This is a genomic window from Chloroflexus sp. MS-CIW-1 (assembly GCF_030444705.1).
Classification (GTDB): domain Bacteria; phylum Chloroflexota; class Chloroflexia; order Chloroflexales; family Chloroflexaceae; genus Chloroflexus.
The window spans coordinates 1,115,373-1,136,419 of sequence record NZ_JAUBWR010000001.1 but is presented as its reverse complement, the minus strand read 5'-3'; the positions used below and the strand labels follow the sequence as shown (position 1 = coordinate 1,136,419).

Here is a 21,047-nt window from a genome sequence, read left to right as displayed (position 1 = left end):
CTCAGCGTATGAAGGCGGTCATTCTGGCTGGCGGCTACGGTACCCGCATCAGTGAAGAGAGTGCCATTCGACCGAAGCCGATGGTTGAAATCGGTAATCGGCCTATTCTCTGGCACATTATGAAAATCTATTCGGCCCACGGAATCAACGAGTTCATCATCTGCTGTGGCTACAAAGGTCACATGATTAAAGAGTATTTTGCCAATTATTATCTGCATCATGCTGATGTGACCTTTGATATGCGCGAAAACCGTATGACAGTTCATTATACGAAGATCGAACCGTGGCAGGTGACGCTGGTTGATACCGGTGAGAATACCATGACCGGTGGACGAATCAAACGTATCCAGCCTTACGTTGGGAATGAGACCTTTTGCCTGACGTATGGTGACGGGGTAAGTGATGTTGATATTCGGGCTTTGATCGCTTACCATCGCGAGCAAGGGGTGACCGTAACCCTCACCGCCGTACAGCCGCCGGGTCGCTTTGGCGCCTTCTCGCTGAGTGAAGGGCAAACGTTGATCGAGAGTTTCAAAGAGAAGCCGAAGGGTGATGGGGCGTATATCAACGGTGGTTTCTTCGTTGTTGAACCAGCAGCATTCGATCTGATCGCCGGTGACGAGACAGTTTGGGAACGTGAGCCACTAGAGCAGTTGGCGCAGCGAGGACAACTGGCGGCCTACCGTCACCATGGCTTCTGGCATCCAATGGATACCCTGCGCGACAAGAACTACTTGGAAGGGTTGTGGCAGAGCGGCCAGGCGCCCTGGAAAATTTGGGAATGATGGAGAAGGAGCGGGCAATGAAAGTCCTCTTAACCGGCAGCGGCGGCTACATTGGCATCGTCACTGCGCCGTATCTGATGGAACGTGGTCACGAGGTTGTCGGTGTTGACACCGGCTACTACGAGAGTGGCTGGCTCTACCACAGTGGCATGCGACAACCACAGTTGATTGTCCAGGATATTCGTCGCTTAACCGCTGCTGACCTAGCCGGTTTTGACGCAGTGGTGCATATGGCCGAGCTATCGAACGATCCGTTGGGGCAGCTTAACCGTGATCTGACGTTTCAGATCAACCATCAGGGCAGTGTCAGGCTGGCTCGTGCTGCGAAGGCGGCTGGCGTCAGGCGCTTCGTGTATATGTCATCATGTTCGGTGTATGGCATCGGAGAGGAAGGTGAGATCAAAACTGAGGAGTCACCGGTTAATCCCCAGACCGCTTATGCCGAATGTAAAGTGTTAGTCGAGCGCGATCTGGCCCAGATGGCTGATGATGACTTTTCACCAGTATTTCTGCGCAATGCAACCGCTTTCGGCCCCTCACCGCGCCAACGGTTTGATGTGGTGTTGAACAATCTATCCGGTCTGGCCTGGACAACCGGCAAGATTGCGATGACCAGTGACGGAACGCCTTGGCGACCACTGGTACACATTCTCGACATTGCCCAGGCTGTCGCCTGTGCGTTGGAGGCGCCACGCGAAGCGATCCACAATCAGATTTTCAATGTTGGCGATAGCCGTTACAATTACCGTGTGCGCGAGATTGCCGAGATTGTCGCCGAAGTCTTTCCCGGTTGCGAACTAACGTTTGGTCGGAAAGATGCCGACAATCGCAGTTACAGGGTTGATTTTACCAAGATTGCGACACACTTGCCCGGATTTACCTGCCGGTATGACGCACTAGCCGGTGCTCAGCAATTGCGCGCTGTCTTCGAGCGTATTGGAATGACGCGCGAGATCTTCGAGGCCCCACCATACACGCGCCTGAAGATGCTTCGTCATCTGATCGCAACTAATCAACTTGACGCCGAACTGTTCTGGAGGAGCTGACTATGCGGTTTATTCCTACCGAATTAAAGGATGCCCACATCATTGAGTTGGAGCCACGTGAAGACAACCGTGGCTTCTTCGCACGGGTTTGGGCTGACGATGAATTCGCTGCTCATGGTCTGGTGAGTCGCGTTGTTCAGATGAACCTCTCGTATAATCGGGTGGCCGGTACATTGCGGGGGATGCACTTTCAGCACGCACCGTATGCGGAAACTAAATTAGTACGTTGCATCCGTGGCGCAATCTACGATGTGATTATCGATTTACGTCCCGATTCACCGACTTACAAGCGCTGGATTGGGGTAAAGCTCACTGCGGCTAATCGGCTTGCCCTCTACGTACCGGAAGGCTTTGCCCACGGTTTTCAGACGCTTGAAGACGACACGGAAGTGTTTTACCAGGTCTCACAGTACTACACGCCGTCTGCCGAAGGTGGCGTGCGTTATGACGATCCGGCCTTCGGGATTGAGTGGCCGTTGCCGGTCACCGAAATCAGTGAGAAAGATAAGCGCTGGCCGCTATTTAACGGTTAGCAATTATCGTGGATGTGTATCGTTTGCAACCTGCATCCACGCTTGATGTGACGGTGTGGATGCAGGTCAGTCTGCTCGCCTGGCCGGTTCGGTGTTTGAGATTACCTGTTATCCCCTCTCTGCTTGCAGGTGCATAACATCTACCGCAGGCACGTCTAACGAGCGCCTGCAAGCACAGAACAACCCCGCGGAGAAAACTATGATCCTGATCGACACTGCATTGCAACGCGCCGAAGCTGAGGGCCGGCCAATTCGAGTTGGCATGATCGGTGCGGGCTTTATGGCGCGTGGAATTGCCCTCCAGATGATCCGGTACACTCGTGGTATGCGATTGGTTGCCATCGCCAATCGCACCATTGAACGAGCAATCCAGGCGTATACTGAAGCTGATGTGCCGACTGAAGTGATCCGCCAAGTCGACTCACCGACTGCGCTAGCAGCGGCACTCGAGGCTGGTACACCGGCAGTAACCAGCGATGCGCTCTTGCTTTGCACTGCTGACGGCATTGATGTCATTCTCGAAGTGACCGGTGCGGTTGAATTTGGTGCCCAGGTAGCCCTCACCGCGATGCGCCACGGCAAACACGTAGTAACGATGAATGCCGAACTCGATGGAACCCTCGGTGCAATTTTGCAGGTGTATGCCCGTCGCAATGGTGTGATCTTTACCCTTTCCGACGGAGACCAGCCCGGCGTCATTATGAACCTCTATCGCTTCGTGCGCGGGTTAGGGGTCAAGCCGGTATTGTGCGGCAATATAAAAGGTTTGCACGATCCGTATCGCAATCCAACCACGCAGGCCAATTTTGCCCGTCAGTGGGGGCAGAACCCGTATATGGTGACCAGCTTCGCCGACGGTACGAAAATTTCGTTCGAGCAGGCAGTTGTGGCAAACGCGACAGGGATGCGGGTCGCGAAGCGGGGGATGTTTGGGCCAACCGTACCATCCGGTACGCCGCTGGCCGATGTCGTACACGAGTTGTACCCATTAGAGGCTCTCCTTGAGGGGCCAGGGATTGTCGATTACGTTGTCGGTGCAACACCGGGGCCAGGCGTGTTTGTGTTGGGTACCCACGACCATCCACGGATGCAGCACTACCTGAATCTGTATAAGCTAGGAAAGGGGCCACTCTACCTCTTTTACACACCGTACCACCTGTGCCATTTTGAGGTTCCCAATTCGGTTGCACGGGTCGCTCTGTTTGGTGATACGGTGCTAGCAGCGGCTGGCCGACCCACTGTTGAAGTGATTGCAGCGGCCAAAACCGATCTACGCGCTGGTCAAACGCTCGATGGTCTAGGGGGCTATATGACGTATGGGTTGGCTGAAAATGCCGAGGTGGTTCAGGCCGAACGCATCTTGCCAATCGGGCTGGCGGAGGGATGTACGCTGCTGCACGATATTCCGAAAGACGGTATCATTACCTATGCAGATGTACAGTTACCTCCCAATCGGTTGAGTGACCAGTTGCGGGCTGAACAAGATGCGATGTTCTGGTCATAGCGGTTCTATCTTTTCCCAGGGATTTGTCTTCGTGAAGAGTAAGAGCCTATCCGAATATTCGTCTCACGGTGCAACGGATGTAACTCATCGATGGATGGACGGATACAGCACTACTGCGCCTTGAAGCGGCGCTGCACCCCAACCGAATCTGCTGCGACAGGATATGGCGGATAGTCGCTCTGTGATTATCGTTGTGAATACCTGTGGGGGCGAGGTTACTGCCTCGCCCCTGCTAACAGAGTTATCCCGTCGTGGGTGTGACGATACAAGACATTCGGACAAGTTCTTAGAGCCTATCCGAATAATCGTCTCACGGTACGGCGGATGAAACCCGATCAATGTACGGGCACAGCGCTGCTATGACGCAACCGATCCTCTTCTGGGTATTCCAGACAGCCTCTAAATAACCCAGCCTCGGAACGTCACCTCTGCATCAATCAGCAGCAAAATTGTCGGCCTGATCATGGTGGTGATTCCGCGGTGTCCACTCTTTTTCTTCCACAATGATTTCAATCGTCTTAAATCGGCGTCCGGTGTCCGGGTCGTACCGATACCGAACACAGACGAGCCGATCGCCATACATTGCTTGTAGCTTCTTGGTACCGCGCTGACCAGGTTTTAATTTGAGACGAGTACGCATCGGTGGCTCCGTGGCATATCGACAACGGCTCTTTGTTGTACTATACCGACTCGCATTACCGTATCATTACCTCAACGCCGGTACAGCCTCAAAACAGTTCCTGTCGAACTACGATGTACTCGCCACCAGAGGCAACTGACGAGCTTCGCCAGCTAGCAATGTCTGAGCCGCTGCCGCGACAAAACCGCGGAAGAGCGGATGTGGTTTACCCGGACGCGATTGGAATTCGGGGTGGAATTGACTGGCTACGTACCAGGGATGATCGCGCAGTTCAATGATTTCAACCAGCCGCCTGTCTGGTGACACACCGCTGATAACCAGACCGGCTGCTTCAAGGATGGCCCGATAACGGTTATTAAACTCGAAGCGATGCCGGTGCCGTTCTTCTACCCGGTTGCAACCGTAAGCAGCATGTGCTCGCGTTCCCGGTATTAGATCGCACGGGTAGAGACCCAGGCGCATTGTGCCGCCCTTCTCGGTAATATCACGTTGATCGGGCATCAAATCGATGACCGGATGAGCAGTCTGCGGATTGAATTCAGTACTATTCACATCATGAGTGCCGAGGACGTGACGTGCAAAGGCAATGGTAGCGCATTGCATACCTAGACAAAGGCCGAGGTAAGGGATCCCATGCACCCTGGCATAGTCGGCAGCCGCAATCTTCCCCTCAATTCCTCGCTCACCGAATCCACCCGGTACCAGAATACCGTAGACGCCTGCTAGCAAGCGGGCTGCACCCTCGCGTTCTACTTCTTCGGCTGAGACCCAGCGAATATCGATGTCTATCGATTGTTCAAGACCGGCATGATGGAGCGCTTCAACAACGCTAATGTAGGCATCGTGTAGCTCAACATATTTCCCGACAAGGGCAATCGGTAAGCGACGCTTCTCCTGCCGGATGCGGGCGACCAGTGCACGCCACTCTTCTAGGTCAGGCGGGTTCGCCGGCAGTCCTAACCGTTCGACTAAATATTCACCCAGGCCCATATCTTCGAGGACCAGTGGTACTTCGTAGATTGAGTCAACGGTCGGCACCGGAATCACAGCGCGTACATCAACGTCGGCGAAAAAGGCGATCTTCTCGCGAATCTCATCATCAATAGGACGATCAGCCCGGCAAAGAATAATGTCGGCGCTAATCCCGACATTGCGGAGAGCCATCACCGAGTGTTGCGTCGGTTTCGTCTTCAGTTCGCCGGTGCTGATGTGCGGCAAGAGGGTAACGTGAATATAGAGAATGTTGTCACGTCCAACATCTTTCCGCATCTGACGGATTGCCTCTAGGAAGGGAAGACTCTCGATATCGCCGACAGTGCCACCAATTTCAACGATTACCACATCAGCCTGGCTGCTCCGCGCCAGGGCACCGATGCGGGCTTTGATCTCGTTGGTGATGTGCGGAATCACCTGGATTGTGCCGCCAAGGTAATCTCCTCGTCGCTCTTTCGCAATCACTGCCGAGTAGATTTGGCCGGTAGTGACGTTGCTCAATCGGCTCAGGTTCACATCAATGAATCGTTCATAATGCCCAAGATCGAGATCGGTCTCTGCACCATCAGCCGTGACGAAGACTTCACCATGCTGATACGGTGACATCGTGCCCGGATCAACGTTGAGGTAGGGATCGAGCTTCATGACTGAAACCGAGAACCCACGGCTCTTTAGCAAGCGACCGATTGAGGCAACACCAATCCCTTTCCCTACTGATGAAACAACCCCACCGGTAACAAAAATGTACTTGGTCATAGCACATTACTCCCTGTTCTAAAGATTTGTGGGTCGGTCAACCTTCGGGTTGAACCGACCCACACTGGCTCTCTTCTCGTTGTGTCAAATACGATTGCATCCCGAACAATCGGTATCTGCCGACGATTTGAACTGGCCGTACCTGACTTTGCGCTACCGTTTAAGCGTGTGTCTGAAGTCTTCTCTTCTCCCTGTGTTCAGCATCTCTGTTCCTCATTCATAGGAGAAGCAGAAGATGAAAGATGCAGGTCACACGCTGTTGCACTTCAATAACTAAGTATACCACAAATGGCCCCAGGTACTATCCGTGTATCGGGCGAAGAAAAACGATCCTGGTCTGCTCTTCATCATCCGGCAAGGCATTGGCATTGATCACAAACTTCTCTTCAGGGGTATATTCTTTCAATCCCATCTCGCTAACGAACCGCTCGATGGGGGCCAGTGGTGGATCGAAATTGGTTTGCCCCATTGCATAGTGCATTGGTATCACAAAGCGTGGCTCGATTTGGCTAATGACATTACTTGCCAGTGCTGGCCCAATCGTCTCACCACCACCAACCGGGACAAACAGCACATCAACATTCGAACCAATCTCTTCGAGCTGGCTCGTCGTTAGCTCGTGACCAAGGTCGCCAAGGTGACAGAAGACCAGGTCATCGAGGTGAATGATGTACACCGTATTGAAACCACGTTCGGCCCCCTTCACCTGATCGTGAAAGGTGCGCACACCGGTAATCAAGATCCCACCAATCTCGTATTCACCGGGACCATCAACAACAAAAACGCGATCACGGAGAGGTCGTACTGCGCTGGAATTATCGTGATCAGGGTGATGATGACTTACCGTAACGATAGATGCTGTCGGACGTCCGAGATCGAGACCAATAGAACGATGATAGGGATCGCAGACGATCGTACCATCACGACCGCGAATTCGGAAACAGGCGTGACCGAGAAACTGTACTTCTGGCATAGAACATCCTTACGCTTCCTCGTGAAAACGAGTAGAATACCTCTAAAAATATCTGGACAAGGCTGCTATCTGGCAATCCACTGGCAGATGGGGTGAAAACGTTGGAAAGCCCTGGTACTACCTTCCGCTACCCTTGCCTCTTTCACACCGTCAGGAGAAAGTAGCAGGTTTGGAACCCGCATCCCCACCGTTTACCTCTTTTTCCCCTCCCGACTACTGTGCAGGGACAATGCATCGAAAACCCTAAGCAAATGCACACAAGTATTAATCTTTTCCAGCTTGCAGTAGCGTGTATGGAAGTATGCGAAATCTTGTCGAGCAGAATGCCTTCGATTTACCCTAATTTCTCACTGCGGCATCGCACTGAGAACCATCGCGATGGCCTGTAATTCTCGACACTCTATTATACTTTCCTTTCCGCTAAAAGTTGCCAGCCTCGTGCGCCGGAATTGGCTTCCGGCAGATTTGAACCTTACAACATAACCTGTTTGGGCGTGCCAAACGGCCTACGTTGCCGCCATGTTGGCCGTTTTCAGCCATCGCGCCAGGTTTCCTTTGGGCACATGCCCCGTCACCGACTTCTTTTCGCGAAGGTGCCCCGGAAGCTTGACATCTTTGGGAAATGGCTGGCCGATCAACAGGCGGCGGAAGCGCCCTGGCGTTCGTTTAGGTTTACGATCCCAGAAGCCGGTTGGGGGAGCGGGGAATGTGGCCGCCAGGAAACTCAACATCGAGCCGGCCAGGAGCGCCAATGCGGGCAAGCGTTGGACACGTTCCGGGGTGTGCCCACACTGACGGTGGGCGCCGACCATTTGCGTGGCGCGCACCGGGATGTGCGCCACCGGCCAGCGGTCTGTGTCCATGGCCCGCACACGTTCCGGCTTGAGTTTGACAGGTGTCGCTAACAGCCAGGGCTGTTTGAAGGCCGGGTCGGAGATGGCGTACACGTCAAAAACCCGGTGCTGCGGGTCAGGCGTCACCTCATTCAAAACCAGGTTGCGCCAAATCTCGGCGCGTAGCTGGCGTCCGTCCTCCTCCCAGGTGTATGGTTCGTCGGGAGGGGTGGCTGCCAGCGTTCTGCCTTGATACTGGCGAGCCAACGGTCGCACCAACCTGCCATCCTTCGCCTTGCGCCCACGGTGATGGTCGGGGAGAACGTTGCGCCGTGCCGTGAAAGTGGTCGCCAGGCGGATGAGAGAGCGCTCAATCCCCGCCTCGTGCAGCGCGCTGATTGTCACCCCGGCATCCACCACCACCATTTCATCTTCCTGAAGGCCTTGCTGGACGTTTGTGCGCACCCTCTGCCACAAATTGTTCTCGCTCGTGTCTGTGGAATGGACCCGTTCAAAAACCCGTGGCAGGGCCATCCGCTGCCCATTCACTTCCCCCACTTCCCCGCTGATCCAAACGATCACCGCCGGTAAAGCCCGATTGGCCGCCGGGTGATCGTGCTTGCTCGGACATCTGTTCAGCGCCGGACGCCAACACGCCGTGACGTCCACCGTCACCGCAAGATATCCTTCGTAACGATGCTCCTGCCAGCCTTGCAATTCCTTCATCTATTCCCGCCACAGACGCAGCAGGACCGCTCTCTGCCAGGCGCCTTTGCGAACGGCTCCCCACGCCCTCCGCATGGCCGCATCCGACAATCCCGTTGCTTTCAGCGCCGGAAACATGGCTCCACGGTTCGGCAAGCGCGCCCCGCTCACCATCATCCCCATGAAATGGAACAGGGCAAGATTGGTCCCACCAGAAGACGGTGAAGCAACGTAACCAAAACACGTATGGTATGATTTGTCATAGTAATGGGCTCCTTGTTGTGGTCTGATGTTTGGGTGACACAAGATGACCACGCATTGAACCCATTACCAACCTTTTTATCAACATCAGTTAGCGGAAAGTGAAGCTGAATGGACCCTCAACTCTCTACTCAACTCGTGCAACTCCTCGCCCCCTTCCTGCCCTACCTGCTCAAAGGCGCCAAACTTGCCGGGCAGGAAGCGGCCAAAAACTCGGCGAAAAGACCGGTGAACAAGGCTTCGAGCAAGTCAAAGCCCTGTGGGACAGACTGCGCCCAAAGATGGAAGCCAGACCCGCTGCGCTCGAAGCCGCCCAGGACGCTGCCGCCCATCCCGACGACGAAGATGCCCTGGCCGCCCTGCGCCTGCAACTGAAGAAACTCCTCGCCGAAGACGATTCCTTGGCCCAGGAATTCGCCCGCCTGCTGCCGCAATCCGGCCCCGCCGGGCAGACCGTCATCGCCAGCGGCAATCGCTCTGTCGCCATCGGCGGGAACGCCAGCGGCAGCACCATCATTACCGGCAATCACAATCAGGTCAAGCGATGGGCCCATGAGTCGCCGCGCCATCACCATTCAAGGCAACGCCGAGCATACCATCATCATCACCGGTGACAACAACCAGGTGCATCTGGGTCACCAGGGCGGATTTGTCTTCCGCCTGCTTGACGAGGCCTTCCGCCAGGCGCAGGACGCGGGCCAACCGGCGGATTTCTACAACGGCGCCCGGCCCAACTGGGCGAACATCGCCCGCCAGCAGGACGCCCTGCGCACGCTCTTCCCCTCCCTGATGGACTTCATCCTTCATGGGACGCCAGCGCAGCGCCTGGGGGTGATCAGCGGGCTTTCCGGCGAGGGCAAGACCACCCTGCTGATGCGCGCCGCCTGGGGGCCGCCCACCAGGGGCTTTCCGTGCTCTGGCGACATTACGGCCACGTGACGCAGCCTTACGAACATCCTTTCGAGCAGAATGGGCCGCTCCTGATCTGCCTGGACGAACTCCCCTACGTGGACGAGCTGCCCGCCCTGCTCAGCGACCTGAACGAGAGCGGCCTGCCGTTCGTGCTCCTGGGCACGGCGCGCCTGCACGAGTGGTACAACAGCCCTCTCCGCCCCGAAGTGGAACGCCGGGTGACGGTGCAGGAATTCCGCCTGGAACGCCTGGACGAGCACGAAGCCCACGCCCTGCTCGAACGCCTGGAAGCGAACAACGCCCTGGGCGCCCTGCAGGAGAAGACCCCCTCAGAGCGGCTCGATTACCTGCTCGGCCGCCTGCAGGCGGATGGTCAGTTGCTCCCCGCCCTGATGACTAGCCGCGCCGGCCGCTCCTTTGAAGCCATCCTGGAAACCGTCTTTACCAACCTGGAAAAGCGCTATCGCGAAGAGCGCGTCGCCTTCCTGCTGCGCGGCTACGCTGGCATCGCCCTGGTGCACCGCTTTGGCTTCTGGATCAGCCGCCGCCTGTTAGCGGAGTTCCTGCCCTGCCCGGAAGCCGAACTGACCCCGCGCCTGCTCTCTCCCCTGCGCGGCGAACTGACCGAGATCACCGAAGAGGAGGCCGGGCGCCTATCCACCCGTCACCCCTGGATCGCCGAACGCGCCCTGGGCCTGCTGGCCGCCGCCTGCCCGAAGAACGCTACCTGTATCAAGACCTGTTTGCCGCCCTGGGTAGGGTGCTCGGCGCCGACCCAGGCGCCGAAGAGCGCAAACTGACAACCCTGCTCCCCCTGGCCTTCAAATACCAGGGACGCATCGCCGAAGCCCGCCGCCTCTTCCAGCAGGCCACGCAAGCCAATCCCAAAGACCCCGTCTCCTGGCAGGCCTGGGCGCTCCTGGAAAAAGAGCAGGGGGACATCGCCGAAGCCCGCCGCCTCTTCCAGCAGGCCAGCCAGGCCGACCCAAAAACGCCCCTACCTGGCAGGCCTGGGCGCTGATGGAAAAAGAGCAGGGGGACATCGCCGAAGCCCGCCGCCTCTTTCAGCAGGCCAGCCAGGCCGACCCAAAAAACGCCCCTACCTGGCAGGCCTGGGCGCTCCTGGAAAAAGCAGGGGGACATCGCCGAAGCCCGCCGCCTCTTCCAGCAGGCCAGCCAGGCCGACCCCAAACACGCCCCTACCTGGCAGGCCTGGGCGCTGATGGAAAAAGAGCAGGGGGACATCGCCGAAGCCCGCCGCCTCTTCCAGCAGGCCACTCAGGCCGACCCCAAACACGCCCCTACCTGGCAGGCCTGGGCGCTGATGGAAAAAGAGCAGGGGGACATCGCCGAAGCCCGCCGCCTCTTTCAGCAGGCCAGCCAGGCCGACCCCAAACACGCCCCCGTCTGGCAGGCCTGGGCGCTGATGGAAAAAGAGCAGGGGACATCGCCGAAGCCCGCCGCCTCTTCCAGCAGGCCACTCAGGCCGACCCCAAACACGCCCCTACCTGGCAGGCCTGGGCGCTCCTGGAAAAAGAGCAGGGGGACATCGCCGAAGCCCGCCGCCTCTTCCAGCAGGCCACTCAGGCCGACCCCAAACACGCCCCTACCTGGCAGGCCTGGGCGCTGATGGAAAAAGAGCAGGGGGACATCGCCGAAGCCCGCCGCCTCTTCCAGCAGGCCAGCCAGGCCGACCCCAAACACGCCCCCGTCTCTGGCAGGCCTGGGCGCTGATGGAAAAAGAGCAGGGGGACATCGCCGAAGCCCGCCGCCTCTTCCAGCAGGCCAGCCAGGCCGACCCCAAACACGCCCCCGTCTGGCAGGCCTGGGCGCTGATGGAAAAAGAGCAGGGCAACATCGCCGAAGCCCGCCGCCTCTTTCAGCAGGCCAGCCAGGCCGACCCCAAACACGCCCCCGTCTGGCAGGCCTGGGCGCTGATGGAAAAAGAGCAGGGGGACATCGCCGAAGCCCGCCGCCTCTTCCAGCAGGCCAGCCAGGCCGACCCCAAACATGCCCCCGTCTGGCAGGCCTGGGCGCTGATGGAAAAAGAGCAGGGGGACATCGCCGAAGCCCGCCGCCTCTTCCAGCAGGCCAGCCAGGCCGACCCCAAACACGCCCCCGTCTGGCAGGCCTGGGCGCTCATGGAAAAAGAGCAGGGCAACATCGCCGAAGCCCGCCGCCTCTTTCAGCAGGCCAGCCAGGCCGACCCCAAACACGCCCCCGTCTGGCAGGCCTGGGCGCTGATGGAAAAAGAGCAGGGGGACATCGCCGAAGCCCGCCGCCTCTTCCAGCAGGCCAGCCAGGCCGACCCCAAACATGCCCCCGTCTGGCAGGCCTGGGCGCTCATGGAAGCGCAGCAGGGACAGCCTGAGACCGCCGAGGCCCTCTTGCGCCGCGGGCTGGAGCAGGTTGAGGAACGGCGCGGGCGCGCCCTCTTGCTTTCCGCCCTGGGCAGTATCCTCGCCCACCGCGAGGCTTATCCTGAGGCCGAAGACGCCTTCCGCCAGGCACTGGATTTCGACGAGAAAAACCCCCTCACCCACTATCACTTTGCCGTGAATTGCCTGATCCCGCAGGGAAAGCTCGAAGAAGCCTGCCGCCACCTGGAGCGCGCCCGCTCACTCCGCCCGCGCAAAGAACGCGACCGTCGCAAAATCGAATCCGCCCTGCGCCGGCATTGTGGTTCATCGTCAGCCAGAGAACAGCCCTGAAAAGCATGTTTTCCCCCGCTAGTTTCTGAAAGAGGCCTCCCATGGATCAACTCCCCGCCCAACTTGTTCAACTCCTCGCCCCCTTCCTGCCCTACCTGCTCAAAGGCGCCAAACTTGCCGGGCAGGAAGCGGCCAAAAACTCGGCGAAAAGACCGGTGAACAAGGCTTCGAGCAAGTCAAAGCCCTGTGGGACAGACTGCGCCCAAAGATGGAAGCCAGACCCGCTGCGCTCGAAGCCGCCCAGGACGCTGCCGCCCATCCCGACGACGAAGATGCCCTGGCCGCCCTGCGCCTGCAACTGAAGAAACTCCTCGCCGAAGACGATTCCTTGGCCCAGGAACTCGCCCGCCTGCTGCCGCAATCCGGCCCCGCCGGGCAGACCGTCATCGCCAGCGGCAATCGCTCTGTCGCCATCGGCGGGAACGCCAGCGGCAACGTGATCATCACTGGCGACGTCAAACGCTAAAGCCCCGTTTCGTCAGGAGCAACCCGTATGGACCAGGAACAGGCCGAAAAGTCGCAACAAGGGGACGTGACCGCCAAAGGGAAGCGCAGCGTCGCGCTGCTGCAAAAATAAAGCATATGGCAAAGGGGTGTTCGGATGTAATGATGGGAGGATAAGTATGTCAATAACGCTAAAACGCTGGTGCCTGGATCCTCTAACTTTTGAAGAATGGCTGCGCTATGAGCGTGGTGAAGCCGTTGAACGTGTCATGACACCGTGCAAGTTGCCACAGTTGGAAAAACTGATCACTGGCATCTGCTACATCCAGGGCAGCTATCTGGTTACAGGCTATCGCGGTGTGGGCAAGACTTCTTTTGTGAACTATGCGTTAGCCAGGGCTTACAAGCAACTGGCAGAGCAAGAGCCACCTTGTATTTTGATACCGGTGTTTCTAAATCTGGCACGCAGTTATGATGTCGGGAAACTCCTACGGCGCACTATCCGCCAATTGTACAGAACGATAGCCGAGACTTAGAGCCTATCCGAAAAACGGGTATAATTGGGCACAGGAGGTGAACCGATGAGCGAAAAACGGACTCGGACCAGAACACCCACCAACAACACCACTACCGGCTTTCGCATTTCCGATGAACTGTGGGAGGTGCTTCAACCCCTGCTTCCGGAGCATCGGCATACCCACCCACTGGGTGGAGGTCGTCTGCGGCGGTCAGACCGAGCGTGCGCCGACGCCATTTTCTACGTCTTGCGCACCGGCTGCCCGTGGAAAGCCCTGGATGTGACCGATTTGGTTCCACTGCCCACGACCGTTTCCAGGCATGGGTAAAAGCGGGGGTGTTTTTGAAACGTTGGCAAGTGGAAGTGGAGCGCTTTGATGCGTGGAAAGGGATAGACTGGGAATGGTTGAGTATGGACGGAGCCATCACCACAGCCCCGCTGGGAGGGGCAGACACGGGCAAACATCCAACAGACCGGGGCAAGCACGGCACCAAAAGAAGTCTTCTGACCGAGGGGCATGGTGGGCCCATTGGCCTGGCTGTGGACGGAGCGAATTGCCATGCTATGAAGCTGGTGCGCGAAACGATAGAAAACATCGTGGGAACCCGTCCAGAACCGACTGAGGAGCATCCTCAGCACATGGGCCTGGACAAAGGGTATGACTAGCAAGCAGTGCGCGATACTGTGCTGGAGTTTGGGTTTCCTGCCCATATGCGTTCACGCGGGGAAGAGGCGAGAGCAATCGCCCGCGAGGCTGGTAAGCGCGCCCGACGGTGGGTAGGAGAGCGCACCCACAGTTGGCTGAACCGCCTCCGGCGCATCCTGATTCGTTGGGAGAAGAAGGCCGAGAACGATATTGCTTTTCTGCATTTTGCCTGTGCCCTCATTGCTCTGCGGGCAGCAGGGTTATTTGGATAGGCTCTAATCCGTATCCTGACGTAGGCGATTTCCTCTACCTCAACCTTTTACTCCTATTCTGTCGCATAGTGCAGAGGGCCAACCCATTGAGTTGACCCTCTGAGTCAGCCTACCCTTCCCACTGTTCGAGCCGCTTTTTCACTGTAGAAAGGAACTGGTCGGCGGTAGCACCATCGGCAATCCGGTGATCGAAGGTGAACGAGAGATAGCAGAGCGGGCGAATTGCAATGGCATCAAGACCGTTTTGGGTGATCACAACCGGACGCTTGACAACCGCCCCGATACCGAGAATGCCGGCCTGTGGTTGATTGATAATCGGCGTTGCAAAGAGGCTACCGGTTACGCCATGGTTCGTGATGGTGAAGGTACCACCTTGCGTCTCTTCGGGGCGGAGACGTTTGCTCCGTGCCCGCTCGGCTAGGTCGTTGACGGCTCGGGCTAGGCCGAGCAGGTTCTTTTCATCAGCATCAGGAATAACCGGTACCAGTAAGCCCTCGTTCAAGGCCACGGCGACGCCAATGTTTATGCGACGGTGAATGATAATGCCCTGGTCGGTGAAGCTACCGTTGAAGACCGGTACAGCCTGCAAGCCGGCTATCGCAGCCATAATGAAGTACGGCGTCATTGTGAGACGGACACCCTGGCGACTGAATGCTTCCTGGTGGGCTGCTCGATGCGCTATCACCCGACTTAGATCGACCTCCATAACGGTAGTGACATGAGGCGAGGTCCGAACTGAACGCACCATATGTTCGGCAATGCTGCGTCGCATTGGTGTTAACGGCACGAGTTCGGCATCAGCGGGGATTTCAGACGTTGCTGGCGCGGCAACTGGTGGCGGGGTGGGTGCAGACGCCATCGGTACAGGTGCCGGTGTCGGTGCAGGTGCTGGGGTAGGTGGAGATGCGGTGGATGCAGGCGATGGAGCGGAAGCAGGGGTCACGGGTGTTACTACTGGTGCTGAGGATTGTTTTTCGCGCTCGGCCAGGAAGCGCAGCACATCTTGTTTGGTAATTCGCCCACCCTGACCGGTACCGCGAATCTGCGCTGGATTAAGCTGATGTTCAGCCAGCAAACGGGCAACTACTGGTGAAAGATACGTGTTTCGTCCATCGCCAGTTGCCGGCGGGGCGGTGGTTGCTGTTACCGTGACCGTTGTAGAACTGGATTCGGTTGTTGCTATCTTAGTAACCGGTGCTGCTGTTGGCGCACCGGACACTGTTGTATCAGCCGGGGCCAGCCGGGCAATGACGGTACCAACCCGCACCGTTTCTCCTTCCGGCACCAAAATCTCGTGCAGAATACCAGCTTCAGGGGCGGGAACTTCTGTGTCAACTTTGTCGGTGATTACTTCAAGCAGCGGTTCGTACTTCGCGACCGGATCACCGGGGCGTTTTAACCACCGGCCAACCGTACCTTCAGTCACACTTTCGCCGAGTTGGGGCATTTTAATCTCAATCATGTATCTCACCTACCACATGGTTCGCAACGTATATCGAGAACGCACGATAACACGCACTGACCTGTTTCGTTGTCGTCGGATCATGCTGGGTTGAGCGTATCAATACGCTGCCAGGCGACGCATTGCTGCGGCAATCGAAGCTGGTGATGGCATAAAAGCCGCTTCCAGCGAATGGGCAAATGGCATTGCCGGTACATCCGGGCCGCCGATCCGAACAATCGGCCCGTCGAGATACTCAAATGCATGTTCGGCAATAATCGCCGCTACTTCACCGCCAAACCCGCCAAACAGATTATCTTCGTGCACGATCAACACCTTGCCGGTACGCCGTACACTGGCGAGAATTGTCTCGGTATCGAGTGGGCGCAACGTGCGCAGATCAACTACCTCAATACTGACTCCTTCCGCGGCTAGTGTTTGCGCAGCTTCCAGGCAGTAGTGCAACATCAGGCCATACGCAAAGACAGAAATATCCTCACCGGGGCGTTTGATGTCGGCGGGACCAATGGGAACCCGATAGTCCTCTTCGGGTACAAAGCCTTTGATCAGGCGATAGGTCTTCTTATGTTCGAGAAAGAGTACCGGATTCGGGTCCTCGATAGCACTTTTCAGCAACCCTTTGGCATCGTAAGGGGTTGAAGGAGTAACCACTTTCAAACCAGGGACATGGGCAAAGAATGCTTCAACACTCTGACTATGGTAGAGTGCGCCGTGGATACCGCCGCCGTAAGGCACACGGATCACCAGCGGCACTTCCCAATCACCGTTTGAGCGATAGTGAATACGGGCTGCCTCTTGCACGATCTGGTTGAATGCTGGCGCAATAAAATCGGCAAATTGAATCTCGGCAATTGGCAGCATATCGTTCATAGCGGCTCCGATACACGCGCCGACGATCACACTCTCGGCCAACGGCGAGTCGATAACGCGCATCGGTCCATACTTGTCGTAGAGACCTTCTGTGACACGGAAGACACCGCCACGCTTGCCAACATCTTCACCAAAAATAAATACGCGCGGATCGGCTGCCATTGCCTCATCTAGACCCTGGCGAATAGCTTCGAGCAGATTCATCTCAGGCATAACGTCCTCCCTGGCAGACTAACGACGTTGGCGTGGTGGTGCATAGACATGATCGTAGAGCGTTTCTGGCTCGGGCATTGGTGCCTGTTCGGCCTCTTCAGTTGCCCGATCAACAATGGCCTTGATCTCGGCTCGCATCTCTTGCTCTTCGGCTTCGCTCAAGATGCCGTGTTCCCGCAACTGCGCAACGAACCGCACAATCGGGTCTTGATGGCGAACCAGGGTAATTTCGTGCGGTGGGCGATAGGTGCGATCATTGTCATCGCTTGAGTGGGCCGTCATGCGTACTACCCGTGCTTCGATTAGGGTTGGCCCATCACCACGACGGGCACGCTCTACGGCACGGCGGGTTACTTCATAAACCGCCAGCACATCGGTACCATCAACACTTATGCCGGGAATCCCATACGCTGCGGCGCGTTCGGCGACACTCCCGATTGCCATCTGCTGACGCTGATGAACACTAATGGCGTATTCGTTATTTTCACATTGAAAAATGACCGGCAGCCGGTGTACGGCTGCCAGATTAACTCCTTCGTGGAAATCACCCTGACTAGTTGTACCCTCGCCAAAGGAAACCCATACCACCGCGTCGCCACCTTTAATCTTCTCGGCCAGTCCGATTCCGGCAGCATGCGGAATTTGCGTACCGACCGGTGATGATTGAGTGACAATCTTCAAACGCCGGCAACCGTAGTGGGCTGGCATCTGTCGGCCACCAGAGCTAGGATCGGTGGCGCGGGCAAACAGGCCTAGCATCACCTCAGTAGGGGTCATGCCCATCACCAGCACCATTGCCAGACCGCGATAGTACGGTAAGATAAAATCTTTTCCGCGCGTTAAGGCAAAGGCGGCTCCAACCTGGGCTGCTTCATGTCCCTGACAACTAATCACAAACGGCGCTTTGCCTGCGCGATTGAGTACCCACATACGCTCGTCGAGTGCGCGTGCCAACATCATGTACCGCAGCATATCGCGGAGCGTGTGCGGCGGTAGATCGTGCCCAAATCCCGGATCGGCACTGATTTCTTTGATCGAGACGGTCATCGGCACTACCTTCCTTTCCGTATGTTATGCATATCAAAGACCCGCCACGATTCGCCGTAGCGGGACGTAGTAACGCATGCGCACACTGGCTGACGCTTACGTTCCGTCCCCATCGACGGCGATCGGTCAATCAGGTAATCATGAATAGTATAGCCGAAAAATGAGGTTGGTGCGAACGGAGATTATCAGGGGTAGGTCGTTTCAGAGTGGTCAGCTCCGAGTCGCTTTTGATAATCGGACGATACCACTGTAGAGCGACACTGACGAACCGCGTGCATCCACTGCCGATGAGTCGCGACTCTCGCAATTACCTGTGAATGCAGATCTCCGTTTCGCGTTGTGTTGTGTACGATCTGACACGGTTTACACAGACAGAGTTGGTGTGAGCGTGTGAGATACCTTCATCGGTGAACACAACCACCAACCGAACATATTGATTTCCTCGTGCTCTCGTTCCTCACTCCTCATCTTCGCCGTGATATAATGATAGCCGAATCATCTCTCCCCTGTAAGGAGTACTGCCGTGAACATCAGCGAACGCCCGATTAGCCGGTTTCCGGTACCTGACCGAATTGCAGACCTGCCGGATGATATTCGTGAACGCATCGAGAAGGTTGCTGAGAAGAGTGGTTTTATCCCCAACGTTTTTCTGGCACTAGCGAAAAGGCCTGATGAGTTTCGGGCCTTTTTTGCTTATCACGACGCCTTAATGGAACGTCCTTCTAATCTGAGTAAGGCCGAGAAAGAGATGATCGTTGTTGCTACCTCGGCGGCAAATGATTGTTTGTATTGTGTCATTGCCCACGGTGCAATTCTCCGCATTCGCAGTAAAAATCCGCGACTGGCCGATCAAATTGCGACTAACTACCGACGCGCCGAAATCACCCCTCGCCAACGTGCCATTCTCGATTACGCTTTGAAGGTAGCGATCGACTCGGCCCGAATTAGTGAAGAAGATTGGCAACCCCTGTTCCAGCATGGTCTGACCCAGGACGACATCTGGGAAATAGGTGCGATTGCAGCCTTCTTCGCAATGAGCAATCGGCTGGCCAATATGAGTGCACTCCGTCCCAACGATGAGTTTTATACGATGGGCCGTTAAACGTGTTTCCTGCCTGCTCGCATAAAGGTAATTTTCATGGCTATTGTCATTCGTGTCCTGCTTCCCGCCGTTGTGGTAGGACTGATCCTTGTCAATGCAGGTTGTGCGATAGCACCGCCTTCGTCGCCCGCTGCAACCATCGCGAAACCGACGGAAATAACTTCCAGTCCATCGGACTCGCAGCCTGAACCGGCACGATCTCCGACCGCTACCCCTGTCGTTGGTCTCGCTAATCCGGCTGCCAATTATTGCAGCGAACAGGGAGGGCGGCTGGAAATTCAAACGACCAGCGATGGTGGGCAGATCGGTGTGTGTCTGTTTAACGACGGTTCGTTGTGTGAGGAATGGGCCTTCTTTCGGGGTGAGTGTCGGCCTGGCGATCAATACGCTTTACCGGAAGGCGCTGCTGAAACAACCACTATCGAGCCAAAATTCGCCGAACTCTTTGCACTGGTACGGGAAAATCTACCGGCAAACGCATTTGATGGTTTCGCAGCCCAGCCACTTACTGCTGATGGGGAACGCCAATTGTGGGTTGTTCACAGCACCGGCATGCGAAATTTCGACCTCGATCCATCAGTGCCACATTTTATTGCTGTGTACGAGTACACAGTTGGCGGCTGGCAACAGCTTGATCGTCAGTCGTTGCAGTCTGGTGAAGGCACAGAAACACTCGAACCGGATTTTATTGGCGTAGTACGACAGGTCAACATTGCGCCTGAACGAATCTGGTTGCAGATCGAGGGCGGATTGGGTGCTCACAGTGGTAGTTACCATCTGTTTAGTTTTGCCGACAATACGCTACGACAGGAATTGGTTGCCTTCTCGTCGAGTCCGGGATTCGGTACTATCGCAGACCTCGACGGCGATGGTGTTGCTGAAGTGGTGCTTGATCGGTCAGAACGCTACGTTTTTTGCTATGCCTGCGGAGTGTACTATCCTTTTTACCAGGTCTATAGCTGGGAAAAGAGTCAGATGGTCGAACGCACCATCAGTGAATTAGTGCCTGAATATCAAACAGCTCCGTTCGCCGATCAGAATCGACAGGCTGTTGCATTTACGCATGCCGATCTCTGGATAGATGCTCTAGCAGCAATCAATACTGTGGTAAATACTGCTGGTAATAGTGATCCACCAACGACTGGCGGATCGCTACGCTGGAATCAGCGCCTGATCCAGAAGATACACGATGCTCACCTCAGAGCAATTGACGAGAGAGCTTTTCCGCTGATCAATCACGTGTTTTTTGGTGATTACGATGGCGCAGTAGCCCTGATGCGCAGCTATACACCGGCTGACATCTTCAACGTTGAATCGCCACTCATTGTGGGGACGGTTGCGCAAGGATGGGAGACAACGCTGGGTGAATACCTGGTATCAGAGAGTGAGCGTGCGCTGGCGGTTGTTCCTGAACGTGCTGCCATCTATTTCATTCGGGCCTGGGGGCGCTTTCTAAAAGACTCTGCCGATCCTGAGATTGAATCCGATCTGGATCGCGCTGCTCAATTACAGCCTGATACACCACTGTTTGTTGAGTCTGCTACCTGGTGGAGGCAACGATAAGGTGAGTGAGCGGGTTTGCAGTTTTCAGCTTCAGATTGCATTCGATGACTACATTGCCCCTTACTGATGGCGGCTCTCGCCTGCGAGCGCGGGCCCCCGGCCCGCATCGCTAGGTGTGTGACGCCCATCGGGTTTCTGCGAGCACAGGCCTCCGGCCCGTATAATGGGGCATCCTGGGTGCGCGGGCCTCCGGCCCGCATCGCTAGGTGTGTGACGCCCATCGGGTTTCTGCGAGCACAGGCCTCCAGCCCGTATAATG

The 21,047-nt window shown here is 56.6% G+C and carries 21 protein-coding genes and 3 pseudogenes; 16 read left to right on the top strand and 8 right to left on the bottom strand.

What is annotated here, in order from left to right; genetic code table 11:
* Positions 1–8: 8 nt before the first annotated feature.
* The 4 genes from rfbF to QTO31_RS04495 all read left to right on the top strand — a co-directional run bounded on the left by rfbF (position 9) and on the right by QTO31_RS04495 (position 3,868).
* Positions 9–785, top strand: a complete 777-nt coding sequence (gene rfbF, locus QTO31_RS04510) for a glucose-1-phosphate cytidylyltransferase (protein WP_301428227.1) — start codon at positions 9–11, stop codon at positions 783–785.
* 17 nt (positions 786–802) lie between these two features.
* Positions 803–1,831 carry an NAD-dependent epimerase/dehydratase family protein gene (locus QTO31_RS04505; RefSeq protein WP_301428226.1) on the top strand — a complete coding sequence of 343 codons (1,029 nt, stop codon included), beginning with the start codon at positions 803–805 and terminating at the stop codon, positions 1,829–1,831.
* Between the two features lie 2 nt (positions 1,832–1,833).
* Complete coding sequence (gene rfbC / locus QTO31_RS04500; protein ID WP_028458133.1) at positions 1,834–2,364, top strand: dTDP-4-dehydrorhamnose 3,5-epimerase; 531 nt, start codon at positions 1,834–1,836, stop codon at positions 2,362–2,364.
* A 199-nt stretch (positions 2,365–2,563) separates the two neighbouring features.
* Positions 2,564–3,868 carry an NAD(P)H-dependent oxidoreductase gene (locus QTO31_RS04495; protein WP_301428224.1) on the top strand — a complete coding sequence of 435 codons (1,305 nt, stop codon included), beginning with the start codon at positions 2,564–2,566 and terminating at the stop codon, positions 3,866–3,868.
* A 433-nt stretch (positions 3,869–4,301) separates the two neighbouring features.
* Here the strand turns inward: QTO31_RS04495 and QTO31_RS04490 are convergent, their stop codons facing one another.
* The 5 genes from QTO31_RS04490 to QTO31_RS04470 all read right to left on the bottom strand — a co-directional run bounded on the left by QTO31_RS04490 (position 4,302) and on the right by QTO31_RS04470 (position 9,583).
* Complete coding sequence (locus tag QTO31_RS04490; protein WP_031460812.1) at positions 4,302–4,508, bottom strand: hypothetical protein; 207 nt, start codon at positions 4,506–4,508, stop codon at positions 4,302–4,304.
* Between the two features lie 108 nt (positions 4,509–4,616).
* Positions 4,617–6,257: a CTP synthase gene (locus QTO31_RS04485; protein ID WP_031460813.1), complete on the bottom strand. Its 1,641-nt coding sequence runs from the start codon at positions 6,255–6,257 to the stop codon at positions 4,617–4,619.
* 301 nt (positions 6,258–6,558) lie between these two features.
* The gene (locus QTO31_RS04480; RefSeq protein ID WP_301428223.1) at positions 6,559–7,230 is read right to left on the bottom strand and encodes an MBL fold metallo-hydrolase; all 672 of its coding nucleotides are present in this window, start codon (positions 7,228–7,230) and stop codon (positions 6,559–6,561) included.
* A 506-nt stretch (positions 7,231–7,736) separates the two neighbouring features.
* Positions 7,737–8,789, bottom strand: a complete 1,053-nt coding sequence (locus QTO31_RS04475; RefSeq protein WP_301428222.1) for a hypothetical protein — start codon at positions 8,787–8,789, stop codon at positions 7,737–7,739.
* A 404-nt stretch (positions 8,790–9,193) separates the two neighbouring features.
* Positions 9,194–9,583, bottom strand: coding sequence for a hypothetical protein (locus QTO31_RS04470; RefSeq protein WP_301428221.1), 390 nt, complete (start codon positions 9,581–9,583; stop codon positions 9,194–9,196).
* Here QTO31_RS04470 and QTO31_RS04465 point away from each other — a divergent pair.
* The 10 genes and pseudogenes from QTO31_RS04465 to QTO31_RS04435 all read left to right on the top strand — a co-directional run bounded on the left by QTO31_RS04465 (position 9,582) and on the right by QTO31_RS04435 (position 14,531).
* A complete protein-coding gene (locus QTO31_RS04465; RefSeq protein WP_301428220.1) occupies positions 9,582–9,968 on the top strand; it encodes a hypothetical protein in 387 nt (128 codons plus the stop codon). The genes QTO31_RS04470 and QTO31_RS04465 overlap by 2 nt on opposite strands.
* Positions 9,941–10,741 (top strand): hypothetical protein, encoded by an 801-nt coding sequence (locus tag QTO31_RS04460; RefSeq protein ID WP_301428219.1) that lies wholly within the window; start codon positions 9,941–9,943, stop codon positions 10,739–10,741. The genes QTO31_RS04465 and QTO31_RS04460 overlap by 28 nt, the downstream gene beginning before the upstream one ends.
* Positions 10,702–10,962, top strand: coding sequence for a tetratricopeptide repeat protein (locus QTO31_RS19245; protein ID WP_367620617.1), 261 nt, complete (start codon positions 10,702–10,704; stop codon positions 10,960–10,962). The genes QTO31_RS04460 and QTO31_RS19245 overlap by 40 nt, the downstream gene beginning before the upstream one ends.
* A pseudogene (locus QTO31_RS19240) lies at positions 10,953–11,051 on the top strand (hypothetical protein); the annotation flags it as partial. The gene QTO31_RS19245 and the pseudogene QTO31_RS19240, both read left to right, overlap by 10 nt.
* 31 nt (positions 11,052–11,082) lie before the next feature.
* Positions 11,083–11,307 (top strand): annotated as a pseudogene (locus QTO31_RS19235) (tetratricopeptide repeat protein); the annotation flags it as partial.
* Positions 11,247–11,675: a tetratricopeptide repeat protein gene (locus QTO31_RS19230; RefSeq protein ID WP_367620634.1), complete on the top strand. Its 429-nt coding sequence runs from the start codon at positions 11,247–11,249 to the stop codon at positions 11,673–11,675. The pseudogene QTO31_RS19235 and the gene QTO31_RS19230, both read left to right, overlap by 61 nt.
* Positions 11,561–12,652 carry a tetratricopeptide repeat protein gene (locus tag QTO31_RS04450; RefSeq protein WP_301429436.1) on the top strand — a complete coding sequence of 364 codons (1,092 nt, stop codon included), beginning with the start codon at positions 11,561–11,563 and terminating at the stop codon, positions 12,650–12,652. The genes QTO31_RS19230 and QTO31_RS04450 overlap by 115 nt, the downstream gene beginning before the upstream one ends.
* Positions 12,653–12,860: 208 nt before the next feature.
* Positions 12,861–13,118, top strand: coding sequence for a hypothetical protein (locus tag QTO31_RS04445; protein WP_301428217.1), 258 nt, complete (start codon positions 12,861–12,863; stop codon positions 13,116–13,118).
* A gap of 157 nt (positions 13,119–13,275) precedes the next feature.
* The gene (locus QTO31_RS04440; RefSeq protein WP_031461147.1) at positions 13,276–13,632 is read left to right on the top strand and encodes an ATP-binding protein; all 357 of its coding nucleotides are present in this window, start codon (positions 13,276–13,278) and stop codon (positions 13,630–13,632) included.
* A gap of 45 nt (positions 13,633–13,677) precedes the next feature.
* Positions 13,678–14,531: pseudogene (locus QTO31_RS04435) on the top strand (IS5 family transposase).
* 109 nt (positions 14,532–14,640) lie between these two features.
* Here the strand turns inward: QTO31_RS04435 and QTO31_RS04430 are convergent.
* The 3 genes from QTO31_RS04430 to QTO31_RS04420 all read right to left on the bottom strand — a co-directional run bounded on the left by QTO31_RS04430 (position 14,641) and on the right by QTO31_RS04420 (position 18,123).
* Positions 14,641–15,993 carry a dihydrolipoamide acetyltransferase family protein gene (locus QTO31_RS04430; RefSeq protein WP_301428216.1) on the bottom strand — a complete coding sequence of 451 codons (1,353 nt, stop codon included), beginning with the start codon at positions 15,991–15,993 and terminating at the stop codon, positions 14,641–14,643.
* Between the two features lie 99 nt (positions 15,994–16,092).
* Positions 16,093–17,076, bottom strand: coding sequence for an alpha-ketoacid dehydrogenase subunit beta (locus tag QTO31_RS04425; RefSeq protein ID WP_031461143.1), 984 nt, complete (start codon positions 17,074–17,076; stop codon positions 16,093–16,095).
* Positions 17,077–17,094: 18 nt separating this feature from the next.
* A complete protein-coding gene (locus tag QTO31_RS04420) occupies positions 17,095–18,123 on the bottom strand; it encodes a thiamine pyrophosphate-dependent dehydrogenase E1 component subunit alpha (RefSeq protein WP_031461142.1) in 1,029 nt (342 codons plus the stop codon).
* Between the two features lie 523 nt (positions 18,124–18,646).
* On the opposite strand from QTO31_RS04420, the gene QTO31_RS04415 reads away from it, so the two are divergent.
* Entirely contained in the window at positions 18,647–19,225 is a 579-nt protein-coding gene (locus QTO31_RS04415; protein WP_031461141.1) for a peroxidase-related enzyme, read from the top strand.
* A 36-nt stretch (positions 19,226–19,261) separates the two neighbouring features.
* The gene (locus tag QTO31_RS04410; protein WP_301428215.1) at positions 19,262–20,788 is read left to right on the top strand and encodes a DUF333 domain-containing protein; all 1,527 of its coding nucleotides are present in this window, start codon (positions 19,262–19,264) and stop codon (positions 20,786–20,788) included.
* The last annotated feature ends 259 nt before the right edge of the window (positions 20,789–21,047 follow it).